The organism is Streptomyces purpureus (assembly GCF_014648195.1).
Taxonomy (GTDB): domain Bacteria; phylum Actinomycetota; class Actinomycetes; order Streptomycetales; family Streptomycetaceae; genus Streptomyces; species Streptomyces purpureus.
In genome coordinates this window covers 41,674-58,356 of record NZ_BMQQ01000033.1, presented here as the reverse complement: position 1 = coordinate 58,356, position 16,683 = coordinate 41,674, and the positions used below count along the sequence as shown (strand labels likewise).

The following is a 16,683-nucleotide window of genomic DNA, read 5'->3' as shown; positions in this document are numbered from 1 at the left end:
CGGGCCGTCGCCATGGCGCGGGGCGGAGCCCTCGCGGTGCGCCGCGCCGCCCTCGGCCAAGGCCGAACCGTCGACCGCACCCGGCTCTTCCGCCTCCGGCGACCCCTCCCGGCCCGAGGCGCCGGTGCCGGCGTCAGGCTCGTTCGGCGCGCCGGCGTCGGCGTGATCGTCGCGGGGCGCGTCGCTCGCGCCCGCGGCCGAACCGTCGACCGCACCCGACGCAGCGCCGTCGCCGGGTCCGCCCGGCACGTCCGCGCCGGCGTGATCGTCGCGCGCCGCGTCGCTCGCGGCCGCGGCCGGGCTGTCCGCGCCCGGCTTCGCCGAGCCCGTGTCCGCGCCGGGCCGCGCGTCGTCGCGGTCCTCGTTCGGCCGTACGCCCATCACGGGCACCCTTTCCGACTCAGCTCGCGGCGGCGGCCGCGCGCTCCGCCGCCTCGACGACGTTGACCAGGAGCTGCGCGCGGGTCATCGGGCCCACGCCGCCCGGGTTGGGGGCGACCCAGCCGGCCACCTCCGCGACGCCGGGGTGGACGTCGCCGACGATCTTGCCGTTCTCGTCGCGGCTGACGCCGACGTCGAGCACGGCCGCGCCCGGCTTGATGTCCTCCGGCTTGATCAGGTGCGGCACGCCCGCCGCGGCGACCACGATGTCCGCCTGCCGCAGATGCGCGGCGAGGTCGCGCGTACCGGTGTGGCACTGCGTCACGGTCGCGTTCTCCGACTTGCGCGTCAGCAGCAGCGGCATCGGCCGCCCGATCGTGATGCCGCGCCCGACCACGACCACATGCGCCCCGGCGATCTCCACACCGTGCCGGCGCAGCAGCGCCACGATCCCCGCGGGGGTGCACGGCAGCGGCCCGGTCTGGCCGATGACCAGGCGGCCCAGGTTGGTCGGGTGCAGCCCGTCCGCGTCCTTGGCCGGGTCCATCAGCTCCAGGACCCGGTTGGTGTCGATGCCCTTGGGGAGGGGCAGCTGCACGATGTAACCGGTGCACTGCGGGTCCTCGTTGAGCTCCCGGACGACCGCCTCGATCTCCTCCTGCGTGGCGGACGCGGGCAGTTCACGCTGGATCGACGCGATGCCGACCTGCGCGCAGTCGCGGTGCTTGCCCGCCACGTACTTCTGGCTGCCGACGTCCTCACCGACGAGCAGCGTCCCGAGCCCAGGCGTGACGCCCCTGGCCTTGAGGTCCGCCACACGGGCGGTCAGATCGGACTTGATCGCGGCGGCGGTGGCCTTGCCATCGAGAATCTGGGCGCTCATGCCCCCATACTCCCGGAAGACCCCTGCCTACTTCCAATTCACCGTCACCGGACGGCACAGCAGCCCCGCCCCCAGCCGGAACGCGAGGTTGCACTTGCACAACACCGCGTCATATCGACTGGACAAAAAGTCGACGATAAGACCACGATGAGCGGCGCAGTGCCGCGGGCAGTGCCGGGGGGCAAACCGTTCAATTCTGTAAAGATCCTCCGCGCGGGCCGCGTCGTCCCCGCACAACCCACGGAGGAATCCAGCCATGAGCTTCGGCGACCCGAACAACCCCTACGGCCAGCAGCAGCAGCCGCAGCAGCCCGGCTACGGCTACCCCCAGGGCCAGCAGCCTGGCTACGGCTACCCGCAGGCTCCCCCGGTCCAGCAGCCGTACGGCGGTGGCTACCCGGGCGGCGCCATGGAGATGCCGGGCGGCGTGAAGGCGGCGCGCGTGATGCTTCTCATCCTGGGCGGGCTGCAGGCACTCGGTGGCGTACTGATGATGGTTGCCTCGGCTTGGTTCGCCAACATGATCTCGGACAGCGCGGGTTCGTCGGGTGTCAGCTCCGCCGATGCCGACGCCGCAGCTTCCATCGGCGCCGGCGTCATGATCGCCTTCGGCGTGATCGTCCTCGGCTTCGGGCTGTGGGGGATCCTGACCGGCGCCAAGATGGCCAAGGGCGGCAACGGCCTTCGCATCTCCGGCATCGTGTACGGCGCCGTGATCACTCTGTTCAGCGCGATCAGCCTGCTGGGGGCGAACCTGTTCGCCATCGTCAGCCTCGTGCTGGGCATCCTGGTCATCGTCTTCCTCGCCAAGAGCGAGAGCTCTGCTTGGTTCCAGCGCCCGCGCTACTGAGTCGACGCCCGCAAGTCCAGGGAAGGCCGCAACACCCGCTCACCCGCGGAGTGTTGCGGCCTTCCCCGTCGCCGATGGCGTCGATACTCACATATCAGAGCATGCCGGCCCGCGCTGGGGATTTACTCCCTCAGGGAGCGACCTCAGCACGCGTAGTGCTTGATGCCCGTGTAAACCGAAGCATAAGTGAGCTTCACCTCTATGCACCGGCCGTTAGCCGCAGCATACTCCCAGACATTCTTGATATTGTTAAGAACTCCGTAAGAAAGAACCCCGCAAACCATTCCACCGACCGTCCCGAAGGCTCCACAAGCCGAGCTACCCGCAGGGAGATAGCGAATCTTCGGGAGAAGGCTCTTCACCTCACCTTTCGAATACTTCAAATAAATCCCCCGCCCAAACGAAACCTTGGGGTCGGCGACAACCGGGAAAGCAGTGCTCTCGTTCACCTCCACGGTCTGCACCAGCGCACCACCATCGACCTTGTAATGAGTGGCGATCGGGTCCCCATGAGCATCCTTAGCCCAAGGTGCGTCGATCTTTCCGACCACCTCGACACCGTCTGCCGCCTCCTTCACGACCAAGTACCCGCCGTCACCCCCCGGCTGAAGGTCCATACCTTCCGCAAGGCGCAGGTCGAACCGGTGCTCCTTAGGGGCAGTTCGGTCCTTGAGTGTGACGAGAGCCCTCGCCGATCCGTCCGCGGTGAGCTGGACAGCGATATCGGTGGCCTTTGCGGCGTTCGGGTACACGACGGTCCCCGCGCCCGCCTTGACCCCCGTAACGCTCGCCGTTTCCGGCAACCCCAGGCCGAACCCTCGACCGTCCGAGGCGAATGCCTCCACGCGCCCGCCGGACTCGGCGGGAACTCTCACCGTGGTGATGTCCCCAGCGGAAGAGACGAAGGAATTACCGCCACCACCGAGCACCACTGAATCAGGCCGGAGATCGCTGGCACCTGTCGCCTTCTCCACGATTTCCGCCGCCCGCTGGGCCTCATATGCGACGTTTGATCCAGCAGCAGCCGCAGGCGCCCCTAAGAGCAACAGCGACCCCGCGGCCACAGCGGCAACCAGCGTGCCCGCAGATCGATGAATTTGCTTCATTTTTCCTCCCATTTCCTTTGCGCGACCACCCGCCACCGAGAGTCTCCGGGTGATCACGAAAGAAACCTTCACATGGAGCCACAAGAGGAAGCAACAAAATTGATCTTAATTTGAGCTTCACAACCTCCGAAGAATTGGACTCAATCCTTCCGGCCAAAATTGCGCACCTTACCAAAAAATCTACTTGGGGAATTGGGTGCCGTCGAGCGTGACCGATTCGACTGGCTACCTGTCTGGTTTTCGGTACGGGGGATATGGCACCCGCAGGACCCGGGCGCAGCAGCCCACAACGAGGCGGGGCGGTCTGCCGGCGAGAACCGGCAGACCGCCCCGATCGTTGGCCCTGCTCAGTGGCGTCAGTGGAAGAAGTGCCGCGTCCCCGTGAAGTACATCGTCACGCCCGCCTTCTTCGCCGCCTCGACCACCTGCTCGTCGCGGACCGAACCGCCCGGCTGGACCACGGCCTTGACCCCGGCCGCGGTGAGGATCTCCAGACCGTCGGGGAAGGGGAAGAACGCGTCGGAGGCGGCGTACGCGCCGCGGGCCCGCTCCTCGCCCGCCCGTTCCACGGCCAGCTTCGCCGAGTCGACGCGGTTGACCTGGCCCATGCCGACACCGACCGAGGCGCCGTCCTTGGCGAGCAGGATCGCGTTGGACTTGACCGCGCGACAGGCCCGCCAGGCGAAGGCGAGCTCGGCGAGCTCGGCGGCGGACAGGGCCTCGCCGGTCGCCAGGGTCCAGTTCGCCGGGTCGTCGCCGTCGGCCTGGAGGCGGTCGGTGACCTGGAGCAGCGCGCCGCCGTCGATCGGCTTGACCTCGACCGGGGCGGACGGGGCGCCCTCGGCGCGCAGGACGCGGATGTTCTTCTTCTTGGCGAGGATCTCGACCGCGCCGTCCTCGTAGCCGGGCGCCACGATGACCTCGGTGAAGATCTCGGCGACCTGCTCGGCCATCGCCACGGAGACCGGACGGTTGACCGCGATCACTCCGCCGAACGCGGACAGCGGGTCGCAGGCGTGCGCCTTGCGGTGCGCCTCGGCGACGTCCGCGCCGACCGCGATGCCGCACGGGTTGGCGTGCTTGATGATCGCGACGCAGGGCTCGGAGTGGTCGTACGCGGCCCGGCGCGCGGCGTCGGTGTCCGTGTAGTTGTTGTACGACATCTCCTTGCCGTGCAGCTGCTCGGCCTCGGCGAGGCCGCCGGTGCCGTCGACGTAGAGCGCCGCGCCCTGGTGCGGGTTCTCGCCGTAACGCAGCACGTTCTCGCGCGTGTAGGTGGCGCCGAGGAAGCCGGGGAAGCCACTGTCGTCGGCGGCGGCGTAGCCGTCGGCGAACCAGGAGGCGACGGCCACGTCGTACGCGGCGGTGTGCTGGAAGGCCCTGGCGGCGAACAGCTTGCGCAGCTCCAGCGTGGTGCCGCCCTCCTTGGCCGCCTGGAGGACCGCGGCGTACGCGTCCGGGTCGGTGACGACCAGAACCGACGGGTGGTTCTTGGCGGCGGCGCGGACCATCGACGGGCCGCCGATGTCGATCTGCTCGACGCACTCGTCCGGGGTCGCGCCGGAGGCGACGGTCTCACGGAACGGGTAGAGGTTGACGACCACCAGGTCGAAGGGCTCCACGCCCAGCTCGGCGAGCTGCTCGCGGTGCGAGTCGAGACGCAGGTCGGCGAGGATGCCGGCGTGCACGCGCGGGTGAAGGGTCTTGACCCGGCCGTCGAGGCACTCGGGGAAGCCGGTCAGCTCCTCGACCTTGGTGACCGGGACGCCGGCCGCGGCGATCTTCGCGGCAGTGGATCCGGTGGACACGAGCTCGACGCCGGCCTCGTGCAGCCCCTGGGCGAGCTCCTCCAGCCCTGTCTTGTCGTAGACACTGATCAACGCGCGACGGATGGGCTTATTCACCGACATGAACCTTTCGTCCCTCAATGCGGTAGCCGTGCCGGGCCAGACGCCCCACGACCTCGACGAGCAGCGAGCGCTCGACTTCCTTGATGCGCTCATGAAGAGCGGCTTCGTCGTCCTCGTCCCGTACCTCGACCACGCCCTGCGCGATGATCGGTCCGGTGTCGACGCCGTCGTCGACGAAGTGGACGGTGCATCCGGTGACCTTCACGCCGTGCGCGAGTGCGTCCCGCACTCCACGGGCACCGGGAAAACTGGGCAGCAGGGCCGGGTGCGTGTTGACGATCCGGCCGCCGAAGCGGGCGAGGAATTCCTTCCCGAGGATCTTCATGAAGCCGGCCGAGATGACGAGGTCGGGCGTGTACGCCGCGGTCGCCTCGGTCAGCGCGCGGTCCCACTCCTCGCGGCTCGCATGGTCCTTCACCTTGCGGACGAAGGTGGGCAGCCCGGCGCGCTCGGCGCGCTCCAGGCCGGCGATGTCGTCGCGGTCGGCGCCGACGGCGACGATCTCGGCTCCGTACCCGTCGGGGTCGGCGGCGATGGCGTCGAGGAGGGCCTGCAGATTGGTACCCGACCCGGAGACCAGGACGACAAGGCGGGCGGCGGCCACGTGAACTCTTTCCGTGAAACGGCGACGTTGCGCGGTCGGACAGTGCGCGGTCGGGTTTCGTGTTTTCGTACGAGCGAATCGAGCCCCTCGATACGGGGAACTCTACGAACGGCCCGACCGTCAGCAACGATACCGGCACACCGAACGGCCCCCACGGGACGGGGGCAGGGCCGAGGGGTAGCGTCTGGGGCAGGGCCGTTCCTGTACGGACGGACACGACGACACGAGACCCGGGTTTGCGCGGGGTCTGAGGGGAAGACGTTCACCACATGCCGGACCGACGCCGGGAACGCCAGTCCACGGACGACAACAATCCGTTCGCGCCTCCGCCGGAGGGGCAGCCGGACCAGCCGTGGCAGCCGCGGCGCCCGCAGGAAGAGGACTCCCGCCAGGGCTCCGGCGAGGGCCGTGGGCGCTGGAGCCCGCGCCAGCCGGGCCGCTCGTCCGACGGCTTCGGCCGCCGTCCGGAGCGGCAGGACCAGGGCCCCGGGGGCAACCCCGACGGGCCGGGCCTGCGCTGGGATCCGACGGACCCGGCCCAGCGGCGGGCGCGGTACGCGCTGCTCGCGGGCATGTGGGCGTTCTTCTTCGCGATCTTCGACCTCTCCGAGATCGCGCTGCTGCTCGGTGCGCTCGCCCTCTACTGGGGCACCAGCTCGCTGCGCGCCAAGCCGAAGCAGCCGGCCCCCGGGGTCACCACCCCGCCCGCGCCGCCCGGCGGGGCGCCCGCGACGGCCCGCCCGCAGCGCACGGCCGCGATCAGCGGGCTGGTCACCGCGGGCCTCGCCCTCGTCATCGTGGCGGCGAGCTTCACGGTCCACATGGTCTACCGCGACTACTACACCTGCGTGGACGACGCCCTGACCAAGACCGGCCAGCTCTCCTGCAACGAGCTGCTCCCCGACCCGCTGCAGGACGTCTTCGGCGTCCAGGAGTAGACGCCCAGACCGACCTGGGCGCTCGCGGAGAGAGTCAAGGCAGCTCGGGGGGTTCTCGCGTCTCCGGGGGCTTCTGCGGGGGCTCCTCCGGCGGCGGCGGGAACTCCGGGGCATTGGCCGGCGGCCCGGCCTGTGGCGGCTCGGGCGGCTCGGGCGGCTCGGACGGCTCGGGCGGCTCGGGCGGCGCCGGGAACTGCGGAGCATTGGCCGGCGGTCCGGCCTGGGGCGGCTCGGACGGCTCCGGGGGCGCCTCCCACTGGGCCGGCAGGCAGTCGTACGGCTCGAAGGCGGGGTCCAGCTCCTCCGCCGTGAGCTTCTCCTCCCCCAGACCGGCGAAAGGCGCGGCGAACGGAGCGGCGTACGCCCGCGCGTAGGGCGGCAGCGAGCAAGTGGGGGCGTACGGCGGAACCGGGGGCGCGCCAGGCGACGGGGCGGGCGCGGGGACCGGCGTGGGAACCGCGAGGCGCCGCCGCAGACCCCGGCGGCGCCAGGCGTGCACGCAGAGCGCGCAGGGCAGGCCCACGGCCAGTGTCCACACCGTCGCCGCCGCTCCCGTCTGCCACCACACCGGGCCCAAGGACGCGAGGTTCTGTCTGCCCAGCGGGCCGCCCGCAAGCGCCGCCGCCAGGGACGTTGCCGCGCCGCACAGCACAGCGCCCAGCAGTGCGGCGAGCGCCGTCTCGCGCAGCTTGCGCGCCGGAGCGGCGGCCGTACGGCGGGCGAGCACCAGCCCCGCCGCGACCGGGATGCCGACGGCTGCCCAGTGCGCCCAGCCGTCCGGGCCTGGCCCGGGCGCGGCGGCGAGGAGCGGGAAGACCGGCAGCGCCGGGGTGCCGGTAAGGCCCAGCGGGGTCGCCACCGCGCCCGTTCCGAGCGCGAAGCCGGGCCCCAGGCCGTACGCGGCCGCCCAGATGGCCGCGTTGGGGAGCAGGACGAGACAGAGCAGCGCCACCGCCACCCGCCCCGGCCAGTCGGCGGCGAGGGAGTCGAACGACGCCCGCGTCCCGCTCGCGTGCCACACCAGCGAGACGGCGACCAGCAGCGCACCGCCCACGACCAGCGTCGCGAGGGCGGTACCCGCGCCGCGTACCGCCGCCGTCATCCAGGACCGCGCCAGGCCGACCCGCAGCCGGTGGGGGATCCGGCCGGGCAGCGGCCCCTGGGGGCGGCCGTGCGCGGTCCACACGCCCGTCGCGGCCGCCGCCAGGGTCACCAGGGGCAGCCTCAGCGCCGCCGCCGGAAGGTCCGGGGTGAGCGCCCCGCCCATCGCGTACGCCACCGCCGCGGCGGCCACCAGCAGATAGCCGCCGGATACCGCCAGCAGCGCCCCGCCGGTCGGCGGCCGGGGCCGCCCCTCGCCCGGGTCCAGGGAGTCCCGCGCGGCCCGGTGGGCAAGCCAGACCGGCAGGGCGAGCAGGAGCAGCGGAACGATCCCGAGCGGCGTCGGCGCGCCCGAGAGCGTGTCGGCCCTCACGAGCGTGACGCCATGGGCGAGCAGCCAGAGGGCCGCGGCGGCGCGCAGGGCCTCGCCGGGGCCGCTGTCGGGGTACGGCGAGCTGATCCACAGCACCGTCGCGACGACGGCCAGCGCGCCGAGACCGAGCCCGGCCGCGATGGCGCCACGGACGAAGGACACGGCCAGCGCGGCCGAACGGCCGCCCTGCACCACGGGGTTCGGGGACAACGGCGGGCTCTGTTCGGTCACTTGGCTCACGCGGACATGCTGCCAACGACACGCGCTTTTCTCCCGTAACAGGCAAACACCCGTTGTGTCGCTCAATATACGGTTATGTACTTTTTCGCCCAGTGCATCGCCATGGGGAGCCGTCCATGAGCCGGACCCGTCCCTCCTCCTCCGCCCGCTCGCTGCCCTCCCCGAAGGAGCGCCGTCGACTGCGCGAGGCGAAGGCGTTGAGCGAGGAACAACTGGCCGAGGCCATGGGTGTCACCCGTGCCACGGTCAGATCCTGGGAGACCGGCCGGTCCACCCCCAAAGGCCGCAAGCTGGAGCTGTACGCGCGGCTCCTCAGGGACGCCCCCGCCGAACCGGCCGAGCGGACGGAAGGTTCGGAACGGCCGCCTGATCCCGATCGGCAGCCCAACCGGAAGCCTGAGCCGGACCGGCGGCCCAACCGGCGGCCCGACCAGCAGCCTGACCGTACGAAACCGGCCACAGAGCCCTCCGTACCGGCGGCGGAAAAGCCCCCCGCGGCCGACGAGGCCGCCGAGGCCGGACCGGCATCGGCGTCCCCGACCGTCAGCCCCGCTCCCGTAAAGCACCCGCCGCCGTCCCATCCGCCCGCACCCGATCCGGTGGCCGCCGCACCACTGCCCGAGGCGCCCCGGCTCACCCCCGAGGAGGCCTTCGACACGCTCTACGAGCATGTCGCCCCCGGCCTCGCCCACCAGGCTTTCCTGCTCACCGGCCGCCGCAGGCTCTCCCGGGAGGCGGTCGAGCACGCGTTCCATCTCGCCTGGCAGCGCTGGCCGGAAGTCGCCGTCGACCGCGACCCGGCGGGCTGGGTGCGGGCGGTCGCGCACGAGTACGCCATGTCCCCGTGGCACAGCTTCCGTCGCAGCCTCCGGCACCCCGACGCCCCGCCCACCGACCCCGACCGCCGGGAGCTGCTCGCGGCCCTGCTCGACCTGCCGCCGTCCTACCGCCGCACGCTGCTGCTCTACGACGGCCTCGGCCTGGACCTGCCCGACACGGCGGCCGAGACGGAAGCCAGCACCCCCGCCGCCGCGAACCGGCTGATCCACGCGCGCGAGGCGGTCGCCGAGCGGCTGCCGGAGCTCGGTGACGCCAAGGCGCTCCAGCGGCGGCTGACGGCTCTGGTGACCGAGACGCCGACCGCGACGATCGCGCCGCCCCGGAAGGTACGCACCATCAGTGAGCGCAGGACGCGGATGTGGACGCGGGCCGCGATCGTCCTGACCACCGTGATCATCGGCGCGACGGCCTTCACCGTGACCACCGCGCCCACCCGCTATGTACCGCCGCTGTCCCCGGGGGCGACGGTCGGCGGGATCCCGGTCCGCAGCGGACCTGCCCAGCTCACCCGGGAGGACCTGCAGCTGCGGGAGAAACTCCGCTCCGAGCCGATGAACGGGCCCGAACGGCTGATCCCGGCCGTCCAGTAGCCCCTTGGAGCCGTACGGCATACGTGAGTGGGCCCGCACCCCGGTCTCCCGGGGTGCGGGCCCACTCACGTACCTGTCAGGAAGCTCAGCCCGCGAGGATCTCGCGCGCCAGCTTGGCCGTCTCGGTCGGGGTCTTGCCGACCTTGACGCCCGCGGCCTCGAGGGCCTCCTTCTTCGCCTGGGCGGTGCCGGAGGAGCCGGAGACGATGGCGCCGGCGTGGCCCATGGTCTTGCCCTCGGGGGCGGTGAAGCCCGCGACGTAGCCGACGACCGGCTTGGTGACGTTGGCCTTGATGAAGTCGGCCGCACGCTCCTCGGCGTCGCCGCCGATCTCGCCGATCATGACGATCAGGTCGGTGTCGGGGTCGGCCTCGAACGCCGCGAGGGCGTCGATGTGCGTCGTACCGATGACCGGGTCGCCACCGATGCCGACGGCGGACGAGAAGCCGATGTCACGGAGCTCGTACATCATCTGGTAGGTCAGCGTGCCGGACTTGGACACGAGACCGATGCGGCCGGGCTTGGTGATGTCGCCCGGGATGATGCCGGCGTTGGACTGGCCGGGGGTGATCAGACCCGGGCAGTTCGGGCCGATGATCCGGGTCTTGTTGCCCTTCGACTTCGCGTACGCCCAGAAGGCGGCGGAGTCGTGGACGGCGATGCCCTCGGTGATCACGACGGCCAGCGGGATCTCGGCGTCGATGGCCTCGACGACCGCGGCCTTCGCGAAGGCCGGCGGCACGAAGAGGACCGAGACGTTGGCGCCGGTCTTCTCCATGGCCTCGGCGACCGTGCCGAAGACGGGGATCTCGTGACCGTCGATGTCGACGGAGGTGCCGGCCTTGCGCGGGTTCACACCACCGACGATGTTGGTGCCGTCACCCAGCATGAGCTTGGTGTGCTTCATGCCCGTGGCACCGGTCATGCCCTGGACGATGACCTTGCTGTCCTTGTTGAGGAAGATAGCCATGGCTGTGGTTTCCCCTGTCCCTTACTTCGCAGCCGCGAGCTCGGCGGCCTTGTCGGCCGCGCCGTCCATGGTGTCCACGCGCTGCACCAGCGGGTGGTTGGCGTCCGACAGGATCTTGCGACCCAGCTCGGCGTTGTTGCCGTCGAGACGGACGACCAGCGGCTTGGTGACCTCTTCGCCCTTGTTCTTCAGGAGCTCCAGGGCCTGCACGATGCCGTTGGCGACCTCGTCACAGGCGGTGATGCCACCGAAGACGTTGACGAACACGGACTTGACGTCCGGGTCGCCGAGGATGATCTCCAGGCCGTTCGCCATCACCTGGGCGGAGGCGCCGCCACCGATGTCCAGGAAGTTGGCCGGCTTCACGCCGCCGTGGTTCTCACCGGCGTACGCGACGACGTCGAGGGTCGACATGACCAGACCCGCGCCGTTGCCGATGATGCCGACCTGGCCGTCGAGCTTGACGTAGTTGAGACCCTTGGCCTTGGCAGCAGCCTCGAGCGGGTTGGCTGCGGCCTTGTCCTCGAGCGCCTCGTGCTCCGGCTGGCGGAACTCGGCGTTGGCGTCCAGGGACACCTTGCCGTCCAGGGCCAGGATGTCGCCGGAGGCGACCTTGGCGAGCGGGTTGACCTCGACGAGGAGCGCGTCCTCGGCGACGAAGGTCTTCCACAGGGTCACCATGACCTCGGCGACCTGCTCGGCGACCTCGGCCGGGAACTTCGCCTGGGCGACGATCTCGCGGGCCTTCTCGATGCTGACGCCCTCGACGGCGTCGACCGGGACCTTGGCGAGGGCCTCGGGGGTCTTCTCCGCGACCTCCTCGATGTCCATGCCGCCCTGGACGGACGCCATGGCGAGGAAGGTGCGGTTGGTGCGGTCGAGGAGGTACGAGACGTAGTACTCCTCAAGGATCTCCGGAGCAGTCTCCGCGATCATCACCTTGTGGACCGTGTGGCCCTTGATGTCCATCCCGAGGATGTCCGTCGCGCGGGCGACGGCCTCGTCGGGGGTGGAGGCGAGCTTGACGCCGCCGGCCTTGCCACGGCCGCCGACCTTCACCTGCGCCTTGACGACCGACTTGCCGCCCAGCCGCTCGGTCGCCTCGCGGGCCGCCTCAGGCGTGTCGATGACTTCACCGGCCAGCACCGGTACACCGTGCTTGGCGAAGAGGTCCCTCGCCTGGTACTCGAACAGGTCCACGCGCGTCCGTCCCTTTTCAGTGGTATCGCGGTTCGTTGTCTGCGTGGGCGTGCCGCGGAGGGCAACGTGACTGCGCTGTCACTGAGGGAGGCGTACACGGTGTCCGTGGACGCGGCATGTCCGTCTCGCAGGTTATCCCCGTGGGCCGTAGGTCCCTAAATCGCAGATCACACCTGAGCGGTGATACCTGTCACAGACCAAGCCTACGGCGGCGCTCCCACGCCGCCACGGCCGCGTGACCTCGGCCACAGCAGGTGGTACGGAATCCGCGCCCCGGGGTGTCCGGTGCCGCCCCGGTTGCGGATTTCGCAGCGTGCCGTGCGGCGCGTCCTACTGATGCGTTGCCGGGTCCGGAATCGGCAGTGGCCGCTTCTCGATCGCCGCCGCCATCACCTCGGGAAAGAGGTCCGGGGTGCAGGCGAAGGCGGGCGCGCCCAGAGCGGCGAGAGCGGCGGCGTGCTCGCGGTCGTAGGCAGGGGCGCCTTCGTCCGAGAGGGCGAGCAGCGCCACGAACTGGACGCCCGAGGCCTTCATCGCCGCGACCCGCTTCAGCATCTCGTCGCGTATGCCGCCTTCGTAAAGGTCACTGATGAGGACGACGACGGTGTCGGCGGGACGGGTGATCTGGGACTGGCAGTAGGCCAGCGCCCTGTTGATGTCCGTGCCGCCGCCGAGCTGGGTGCCGAACAGCACGTCGACCGGGTCGTCCAGCTGGTCGGTGAGGTCGACGACGGCCGTGTCGAAGACGACGAGCCGGGTGGCGATCGAGCGCATCGAGGCGAGGACGGCGCCGAACACCGAGGCGTAGACGAGGGAGGCGGCCATCGAACCCGACTGGTCGATGCAGAGGACGACGTCCTTCTTCACCGACTGCGCGGCCCGCCCGTATCCGATCAGCCGCTCGGGCACGACCGAGTGGTATTCGGGCAGGTAGTTCTTGAGGTTCGCGCGGATCGTGCGGTCCCAGTCGATGTCCCGGTGGCGCGGTCTGCTGACCTTGGCGCTCCGGTCGAGGGCTCCGGTGAGGGTGGCACGCGTGCGTGTGGCGAGCCGCTTCTCCAGGTCCTCGACGACCTTGCGGACGACCGTCCGGGCGGTCTCCTTGGTCGTCTCGGGCATGGCCTTGTTGAGCGACAGCAGCGTGCCGACGAGGTGGACGTCCGCCTCGACGGCCTCCAGCATCTCCGGCTCCAGCAGGAGGGCGGACAGGCCGAGACGGTCGATGGCGTCGCGCTGCATGACCTGTACGACGGAGCTGGGGAAGTACGTACGGATGTCGCCGAGCCAGCGGGCCACCGACGGCGCGGACGCGCCGAGCCCGGCGGAGCGGTCCCGGCCGCCCTGCCCGGCGCCGCCGCGGCGCTCGCCGTAGAGCGCGGTCAGCGCGCCGTCCATCGCCGCGTCCGTCCCGGACAGTCCGCAGCCCGTGCCGTCGGCCTCTCCCCCGCCGAGCACCAGCCGCCACCGCCGCAGCCGCTCGTCCGCTCCGGTCATCGGCCCACCCCCACCAGGTCGTCGTCATCCATGTCCGGATCCATGCCGAGATCCATGTCGTCATCCGTGTCGGGATCCGTGTCGGGATCCGTGTCGAGCAGCAGCCGCAGCACCGGCAGGACGCCGTCGGCCCGTTCCTCGTCCAGGCCGGGCCCGAAGCCCGGCACACCGGCGGACGTAGGGGCGGAGCCCGCGCCGGCGGCCGGGCCGCGGGCGACCAGCTCGCCCAGCGTCCGGCGGACCCCGGGCTCGTACGACGAGAAGGTGCGGCGCAGCAGCGGCAGTACGTCGGTGAACGCGTGCGCGTGCACGCCGGTCAGCCAGGCGTCGACGAGGCCGAGCAGGCGCTCGTCGTGGACCAGGAGCATCCCGCCGCCGGAGGCGCCGCCGACGAAGCCTTCGATCCAGGCCGCGGCTTCGCCGGGCGGGGTGCCGGGCGAGAGGGCGAGCCCCATGAGCCGGGCGGCCTCGTCCTCGGCGAGGCGCCCGTCGTCGAGGAGCAGCCGTGCCGCCCGGCCCCGTATCAGCCCGGGGACGCTGTCCCGGCCGGCGAGCCCGCGCAGCACGGCTCCCCAGCGGACGGCGAGCCCTTCGCCGTCCGGCAGGAGTCCGACGGCGGTGTGCACGCCTTCCAGGTGGCCGCGCATCTCGGCGGCCGCGTCGGTGTCGAGTCCGGTGCAGGCGGGGGGCAGTCCCACACAGATCCGTTCGGCGAGACCGGCGGCGACCTCGCCGAGCGCGGCGGTGTCGGTGGACCGCACGTCGCCGTAGCGCAGGGAGCGGGCCAGGGCGGGCAGGGCCTGGGCGAGGTGCCCGACGTCGGTGTCGAGGGCGGCCAGGTCTGCGAGGGCGCGCATCACGACCGGCAGCGCTTCGGTGAGCTCGGCGAGCAGGCAGCGCTCGGCGAGGGCGGTGATGTCGGCGAGGGCGGTCGCGGAGGCGGCGTCGGATGCCGCCTTGGCGGTGGCGGCGGAGAGCACGGTGGTGCCCCAGGCCCCGGCTTCGGCGATCTTCACATGGAGTTCCGGCTCCCAGCGCAGACGCCAGCTCTCCCGGAAGGTGCCGGTGGAGCCGCGTCCGGCGGACGGCTCGCCCCAGCCGACGCCGAGCAGCCGAAGCCGGAGCAGCAGCCTGCTGCGGGCGGCGTCCATCTCCTTGCGGAGATCGAGGTCGAGCTCCTTCTCCAGGGCCTCCGGCTTCAGCCGGAGGCTGCGCTGGAGCCCGGTCAGGTCGCGCTGGAGCGGGACGGCCGGGGCGTCCGGGGGCACTTCGCCCAGGACGTCCCCGATGATCAGCCGGTCCCGGACGAGGTCGAGCGGGACGTCGGAGCCGTCGCACATCACGGCCCGTACGGCGTCGAGGGTCTCGCCGAGCCCCGCGAGGGGCCGGCCACGCATGGTGGCGAGCGTCTCGGCGAGCCGTACGGCCTCGATGACATGGGCGGAGGAGACGGGCCGGTCCTCGTCGCGCAGGAGGCCGGCGACCTTGGTCATCCACCGTTCGACGGGGCGGTCGGGGGCGGCGAACAGGTGGCCGTACCAGCCGGGTGAGTCGATGCCCGCGCCGTAGCCGGAGTGCCGGGCCAGTCTGCGGTGGGTCCAGGGGACCCAGGTCGTCTCGGCCTTGACCTTGGGCAGGCCCTTGAGCAGGGCGCGGTCCGCCGTGACCCCCGTCCGCACGGTCAGCGCGGGCACGTGCCAGGCGCCACAGACCACGGCGACGTCCTCGTCGCCGAACTCCTTGCGGGCGGCCCGCAGTTGGATCCGCATATGGGCTTCGCGCACGAGATCGCGCTGGTGGCCGCCGTGGCCGTAGGCCTCGCGGAGGGCTCCCATGGCTTCGGCGAGCGCGTCGAAGGGGGAGGCCGCGTCACCGCTGCCCCGGTGTTCGATCACGTCCTCCCACCAGCGTTCGGGATCGTCGTATCCGGCGGTCTCGGCGAGGACACCGATCGGGTCGATCCGTACGCCCTGGTCGGCCACCTCGTCCCCTTCCCCGTCGCCCCAGGTGGGGTCGAGTGCGAGGGAGTGTGCGGCGGGCAGGTCGATGAACCGTACGGCGGCCTTGTGGTCGAGCGCCCAGCGGATCGCCACCCATTCGGGGGAGAAGTCGGCCAGTGGCCAGAACGCGGCCCGGCCCGGGTCGCCCACGGCGTGGGCGAGGAGCGCGACGGGCGGGCGCATCGCCTCGTCGGCGGCGAGCGGCAGCAGTGCGTCGCCCTCGGGCGGGCCTTCGACGAGGACGCAGGCGGGCTGCCGGTCCTCCAGCGCGGCGCGCACCGCGCGGGCGGAGCCTGGCCCGTGGTGGCGGACGCCGAGGATCAGGGGCCCGGTGCGGCCGTCGGGGGCGGCCGTCATGCGCTCACCTCGCGGCAGGCGCGGTAGAAGTCCTTCCAGCCGTCGCGTTCGCGGACCACCGTCTCCAGGTACTCCTGCCAGACGACCCGGTCGGCGGCGGGGTCGCGGACGACGGCGCCGAGGATGCCGGCGGCGACGTCGTCCGGCCGGAGGACTCCGTCGCCGAAGTGGGCGGCGAGCGCGAGGCCGTTGGTGACGACGGAGATGGCCTCGGCCGTGGAGAGCGTCCCCGAAGGGGACTTGAGCTTGGTGCGTCCGTCGGTGGTGATGCCGTCGCGCAGCTCGCGGAAGACGGTGACGACCCGGCGGATCTCGTCGGTGCCCTCGGGTGCGGCCGGCAGGTCGAGCGAGCGCCCGAGCTGGTCGACGCGGCGCGAGACGATGTCGACCTCCGCGTCGGGGGTGGCGGGCAGGGGCAGGACCACGGTGTTGAACCGGCGGCGCAGTGCGCTGGAGAGGTCGTTGACGCCGCGGTCGCGGTCGTTGGCGGTGGCGATCAGGTTGAAGCCGCGGACGGCCTGGACCTCCTGGCCCAGCTCGGGGATGGGCAGCGTCTTCTCGGACAGGATCGTGATCAGGGTGTCCTGCACGTCGGCGGGGATACGGGTGAGTTCCTCGACGCGCGCGGTCATTCCCTCGGCCATGGCGCGCATGACGGGGCTGGGCACCAGGGCGTCGCGGCTGGGGCCGTGGGCGAGGAGCTGCGCGTAGTTCCAGCCGTAGCGGATGGCTTCCTCGGGGGTGCCGGCGGTGCCCTGGACGAGCAGGGTGGAGTCCCCGCTGACGGCGGCGGCGAGGTGCTCGGAGACCCAGGTCTTGGCGGTGCCGGGCACGCCGAGCAGGAGC

At 71.6% G+C, this 16,683-nt stretch carries 13 protein-coding genes and 1 pseudogene; 3 read left to right on the top strand and 11 right to left on the bottom strand.

Translation table 11 applies throughout. The features are described from left to right. Both IEZ01_RS29855 and IEZ01_RS29850 read right to left on the bottom strand, forming a co-directional pair. Positions 1 to 381, bottom strand: a pseudogene (locus IEZ01_RS29855) (hypothetical protein); the annotation flags it as partial. 19 nt (positions 382 to 400) lie between these two features. Then, the gene (locus IEZ01_RS29850) at positions 401 to 1,264 is read right to left on the bottom strand and encodes a bifunctional methylenetetrahydrofolate dehydrogenase/methenyltetrahydrofolate cyclohydrolase (RefSeq protein ID WP_189204829.1); all 864 of its coding nucleotides are present in this window, start codon (positions 1,262 to 1,264) and stop codon (positions 401 to 403) included. A 256-nt stretch (positions 1,265 to 1,520) separates the two neighbouring features. On the opposite strand from IEZ01_RS29850, the gene IEZ01_RS29845 reads away from it, so the two are divergent. Then, positions 1,521 to 2,114: a hypothetical protein gene (locus IEZ01_RS29845; protein ID WP_189204827.1), complete on the top strand. Its 594-nt coding sequence runs from the start codon at positions 1,521 to 1,523 to the stop codon at positions 2,112 to 2,114. Between the two features lie 143 nt (positions 2,115 to 2,257). Here the strand turns inward: IEZ01_RS29845 and IEZ01_RS29840 are convergent, their stop codons facing one another. The 3 genes from IEZ01_RS29840 to purN form a co-directional block, all read right to left on the bottom strand. Further along, positions 2,258 to 3,277: a hypothetical protein gene (locus tag IEZ01_RS29840; RefSeq protein WP_189204825.1), complete on the bottom strand. Its 1,020-nt coding sequence runs from the start codon at positions 3,275 to 3,277 to the stop codon at positions 2,258 to 2,260. Positions 3,278 to 3,576: 299 nt separating this feature from the next. Next, positions 3,577 to 5,130 carry a bifunctional phosphoribosylaminoimidazolecarboxamide formyltransferase/IMP cyclohydrolase gene (gene purH, locus IEZ01_RS29835; RefSeq protein ID WP_189204823.1) on the bottom strand — a complete coding sequence of 518 codons (1,554 nt, stop codon included), beginning with the start codon at positions 5,128 to 5,130 and terminating at the stop codon, positions 3,577 to 3,579. Then, positions 5,117 to 5,734 carry a phosphoribosylglycinamide formyltransferase gene (purN, locus tag IEZ01_RS29830; protein ID WP_189204821.1) on the bottom strand — a complete coding sequence of 206 codons (618 nt, stop codon included), beginning with the start codon at positions 5,732 to 5,734 and terminating at the stop codon, positions 5,117 to 5,119. Before purN ends, purH begins: the two co-directional genes overlap by 14 nt. A gap of 269 nt (positions 5,735 to 6,003) precedes the next feature. Between purN and IEZ01_RS29825 the strand changes: the two genes are divergently transcribed. Further along, positions 6,004 to 6,672 (top strand): hypothetical protein, encoded by a 669-nt coding sequence (locus tag IEZ01_RS29825; RefSeq protein ID WP_019888882.1) that lies wholly within the window; start codon positions 6,004 to 6,006, stop codon positions 6,670 to 6,672. A gap of 34 nt (positions 6,673 to 6,706) precedes the next feature. Here the strand turns inward: IEZ01_RS29825 and IEZ01_RS29820 are convergent, their stop codons facing one another. Then, positions 6,707 to 8,386: a cell division protein PerM gene (locus IEZ01_RS29820; protein WP_229833287.1), complete on the bottom strand. Its 1,680-nt coding sequence runs from the start codon at positions 8,384 to 8,386 to the stop codon at positions 6,707 to 6,709. Between the two features lie 116 nt (positions 8,387 to 8,502). Between IEZ01_RS29820 and IEZ01_RS29815 the strand changes: the two genes are divergently transcribed. After that, entirely contained in the window at positions 8,503 to 9,816 is a 1,314-nt protein-coding gene (locus IEZ01_RS29815) for a helix-turn-helix domain-containing protein (protein WP_189204819.1), read from the top strand. Positions 9,817 to 9,901: 85 nt separating this feature from the next. Here IEZ01_RS29815 and sucD read toward each other — a convergent pair whose 3' ends face one another. The 5 genes from sucD to IEZ01_RS29790 form a co-directional block, all read right to left on the bottom strand. Continuing rightward, positions 9,902 to 10,786, bottom strand: coding sequence for a succinate--CoA ligase subunit alpha (gene sucD, locus IEZ01_RS29810; protein ID WP_019888878.1), 885 nt, complete (start codon positions 10,784 to 10,786; stop codon positions 9,902 to 9,904). A 21-nt stretch (positions 10,787 to 10,807) separates the two neighbouring features. Beyond that, the gene (gene sucC / locus IEZ01_RS29805) at positions 10,808 to 11,986 is read right to left on the bottom strand and encodes an ADP-forming succinate--CoA ligase subunit beta (RefSeq protein WP_019888877.1); all 1,179 of its coding nucleotides are present in this window, start codon (positions 11,984 to 11,986) and stop codon (positions 10,808 to 10,810) included. 330 nt (positions 11,987 to 12,316) lie between these two features. Further along, positions 12,317 to 13,480, bottom strand: a complete 1,164-nt coding sequence (locus IEZ01_RS29800; protein WP_189204817.1) for a VWA domain-containing protein — start codon at positions 13,478 to 13,480, stop codon at positions 12,317 to 12,319. Next, complete coding sequence (locus IEZ01_RS29795) at positions 13,477 to 15,837, bottom strand: DUF5682 family protein (RefSeq protein ID WP_189204815.1); 2,361 nt, start codon at positions 15,835 to 15,837, stop codon at positions 13,477 to 13,479. The genes IEZ01_RS29800 and IEZ01_RS29795 overlap by 4 nt, the downstream gene beginning before the upstream one ends. Then, positions 15,834 to 16,683, bottom strand: an 850-nt coding sequence (locus IEZ01_RS29790; protein ID WP_229833286.1) for an ATP-binding protein, incomplete at its 5' end; no start/stop codon positions are given. The genes IEZ01_RS29790 and IEZ01_RS29795, both read right to left, overlap by 4 nt.

What these genes read in the sequence shown, in the direction of transcription:
- IEZ01_RS29850 (WP_189204829.1), bottom strand. Translation starts at nt 1,264, where the DNA reads ATGAGCGCCCAGATTCTCGATGGCAAGGCCACCGCCGCCGCGATCAAG.
- IEZ01_RS29845 (WP_189204827.1), top strand. Translation starts at nt 1,521, where the DNA reads ATGAGCTTCGGCGACCCGAACAACCCCTACGGCCAGCAGCAGCAGCCG.
- purH (WP_189204823.1), bottom strand. Translation starts at nt 5,130, where the DNA reads ATGTCGGTGAATAAGCCCATCCGTCGCGCGTTGATCAGTGTCTACGAC.
- IEZ01_RS29825 (WP_019888882.1), top strand. Translation starts at nt 6,004, where the DNA reads ATGCCGGACCGACGCCGGGAACGCCAGTCCACGGACGACAACAATCCG.
- IEZ01_RS29815 (WP_189204819.1), top strand. Translation starts at nt 8,503, where the DNA reads ATGAGCCGGACCCGTCCCTCCTCCTCCGCCCGCTCGCTGCCCTCCCCG.
- sucD (WP_019888878.1), bottom strand. Translation starts at nt 10,786, where the DNA reads ATGGCTATCTTCCTCAACAAGGACAGCAAGGTCATCGTCCAGGGCATG.
- IEZ01_RS29800 (WP_189204817.1), bottom strand. Translation starts at nt 13,480, where the DNA reads ATGACCGGAGCGGACGAGCGGCTGCGGCGGTGGCGGCTGGTGCTCGGC.
- IEZ01_RS29795 (WP_189204815.1), bottom strand. Translation starts at nt 15,837, where the DNA reads ATGACGGCCGCCCCCGACGGCCGCACCGGGCCCCTGATCCTCGGCGTC.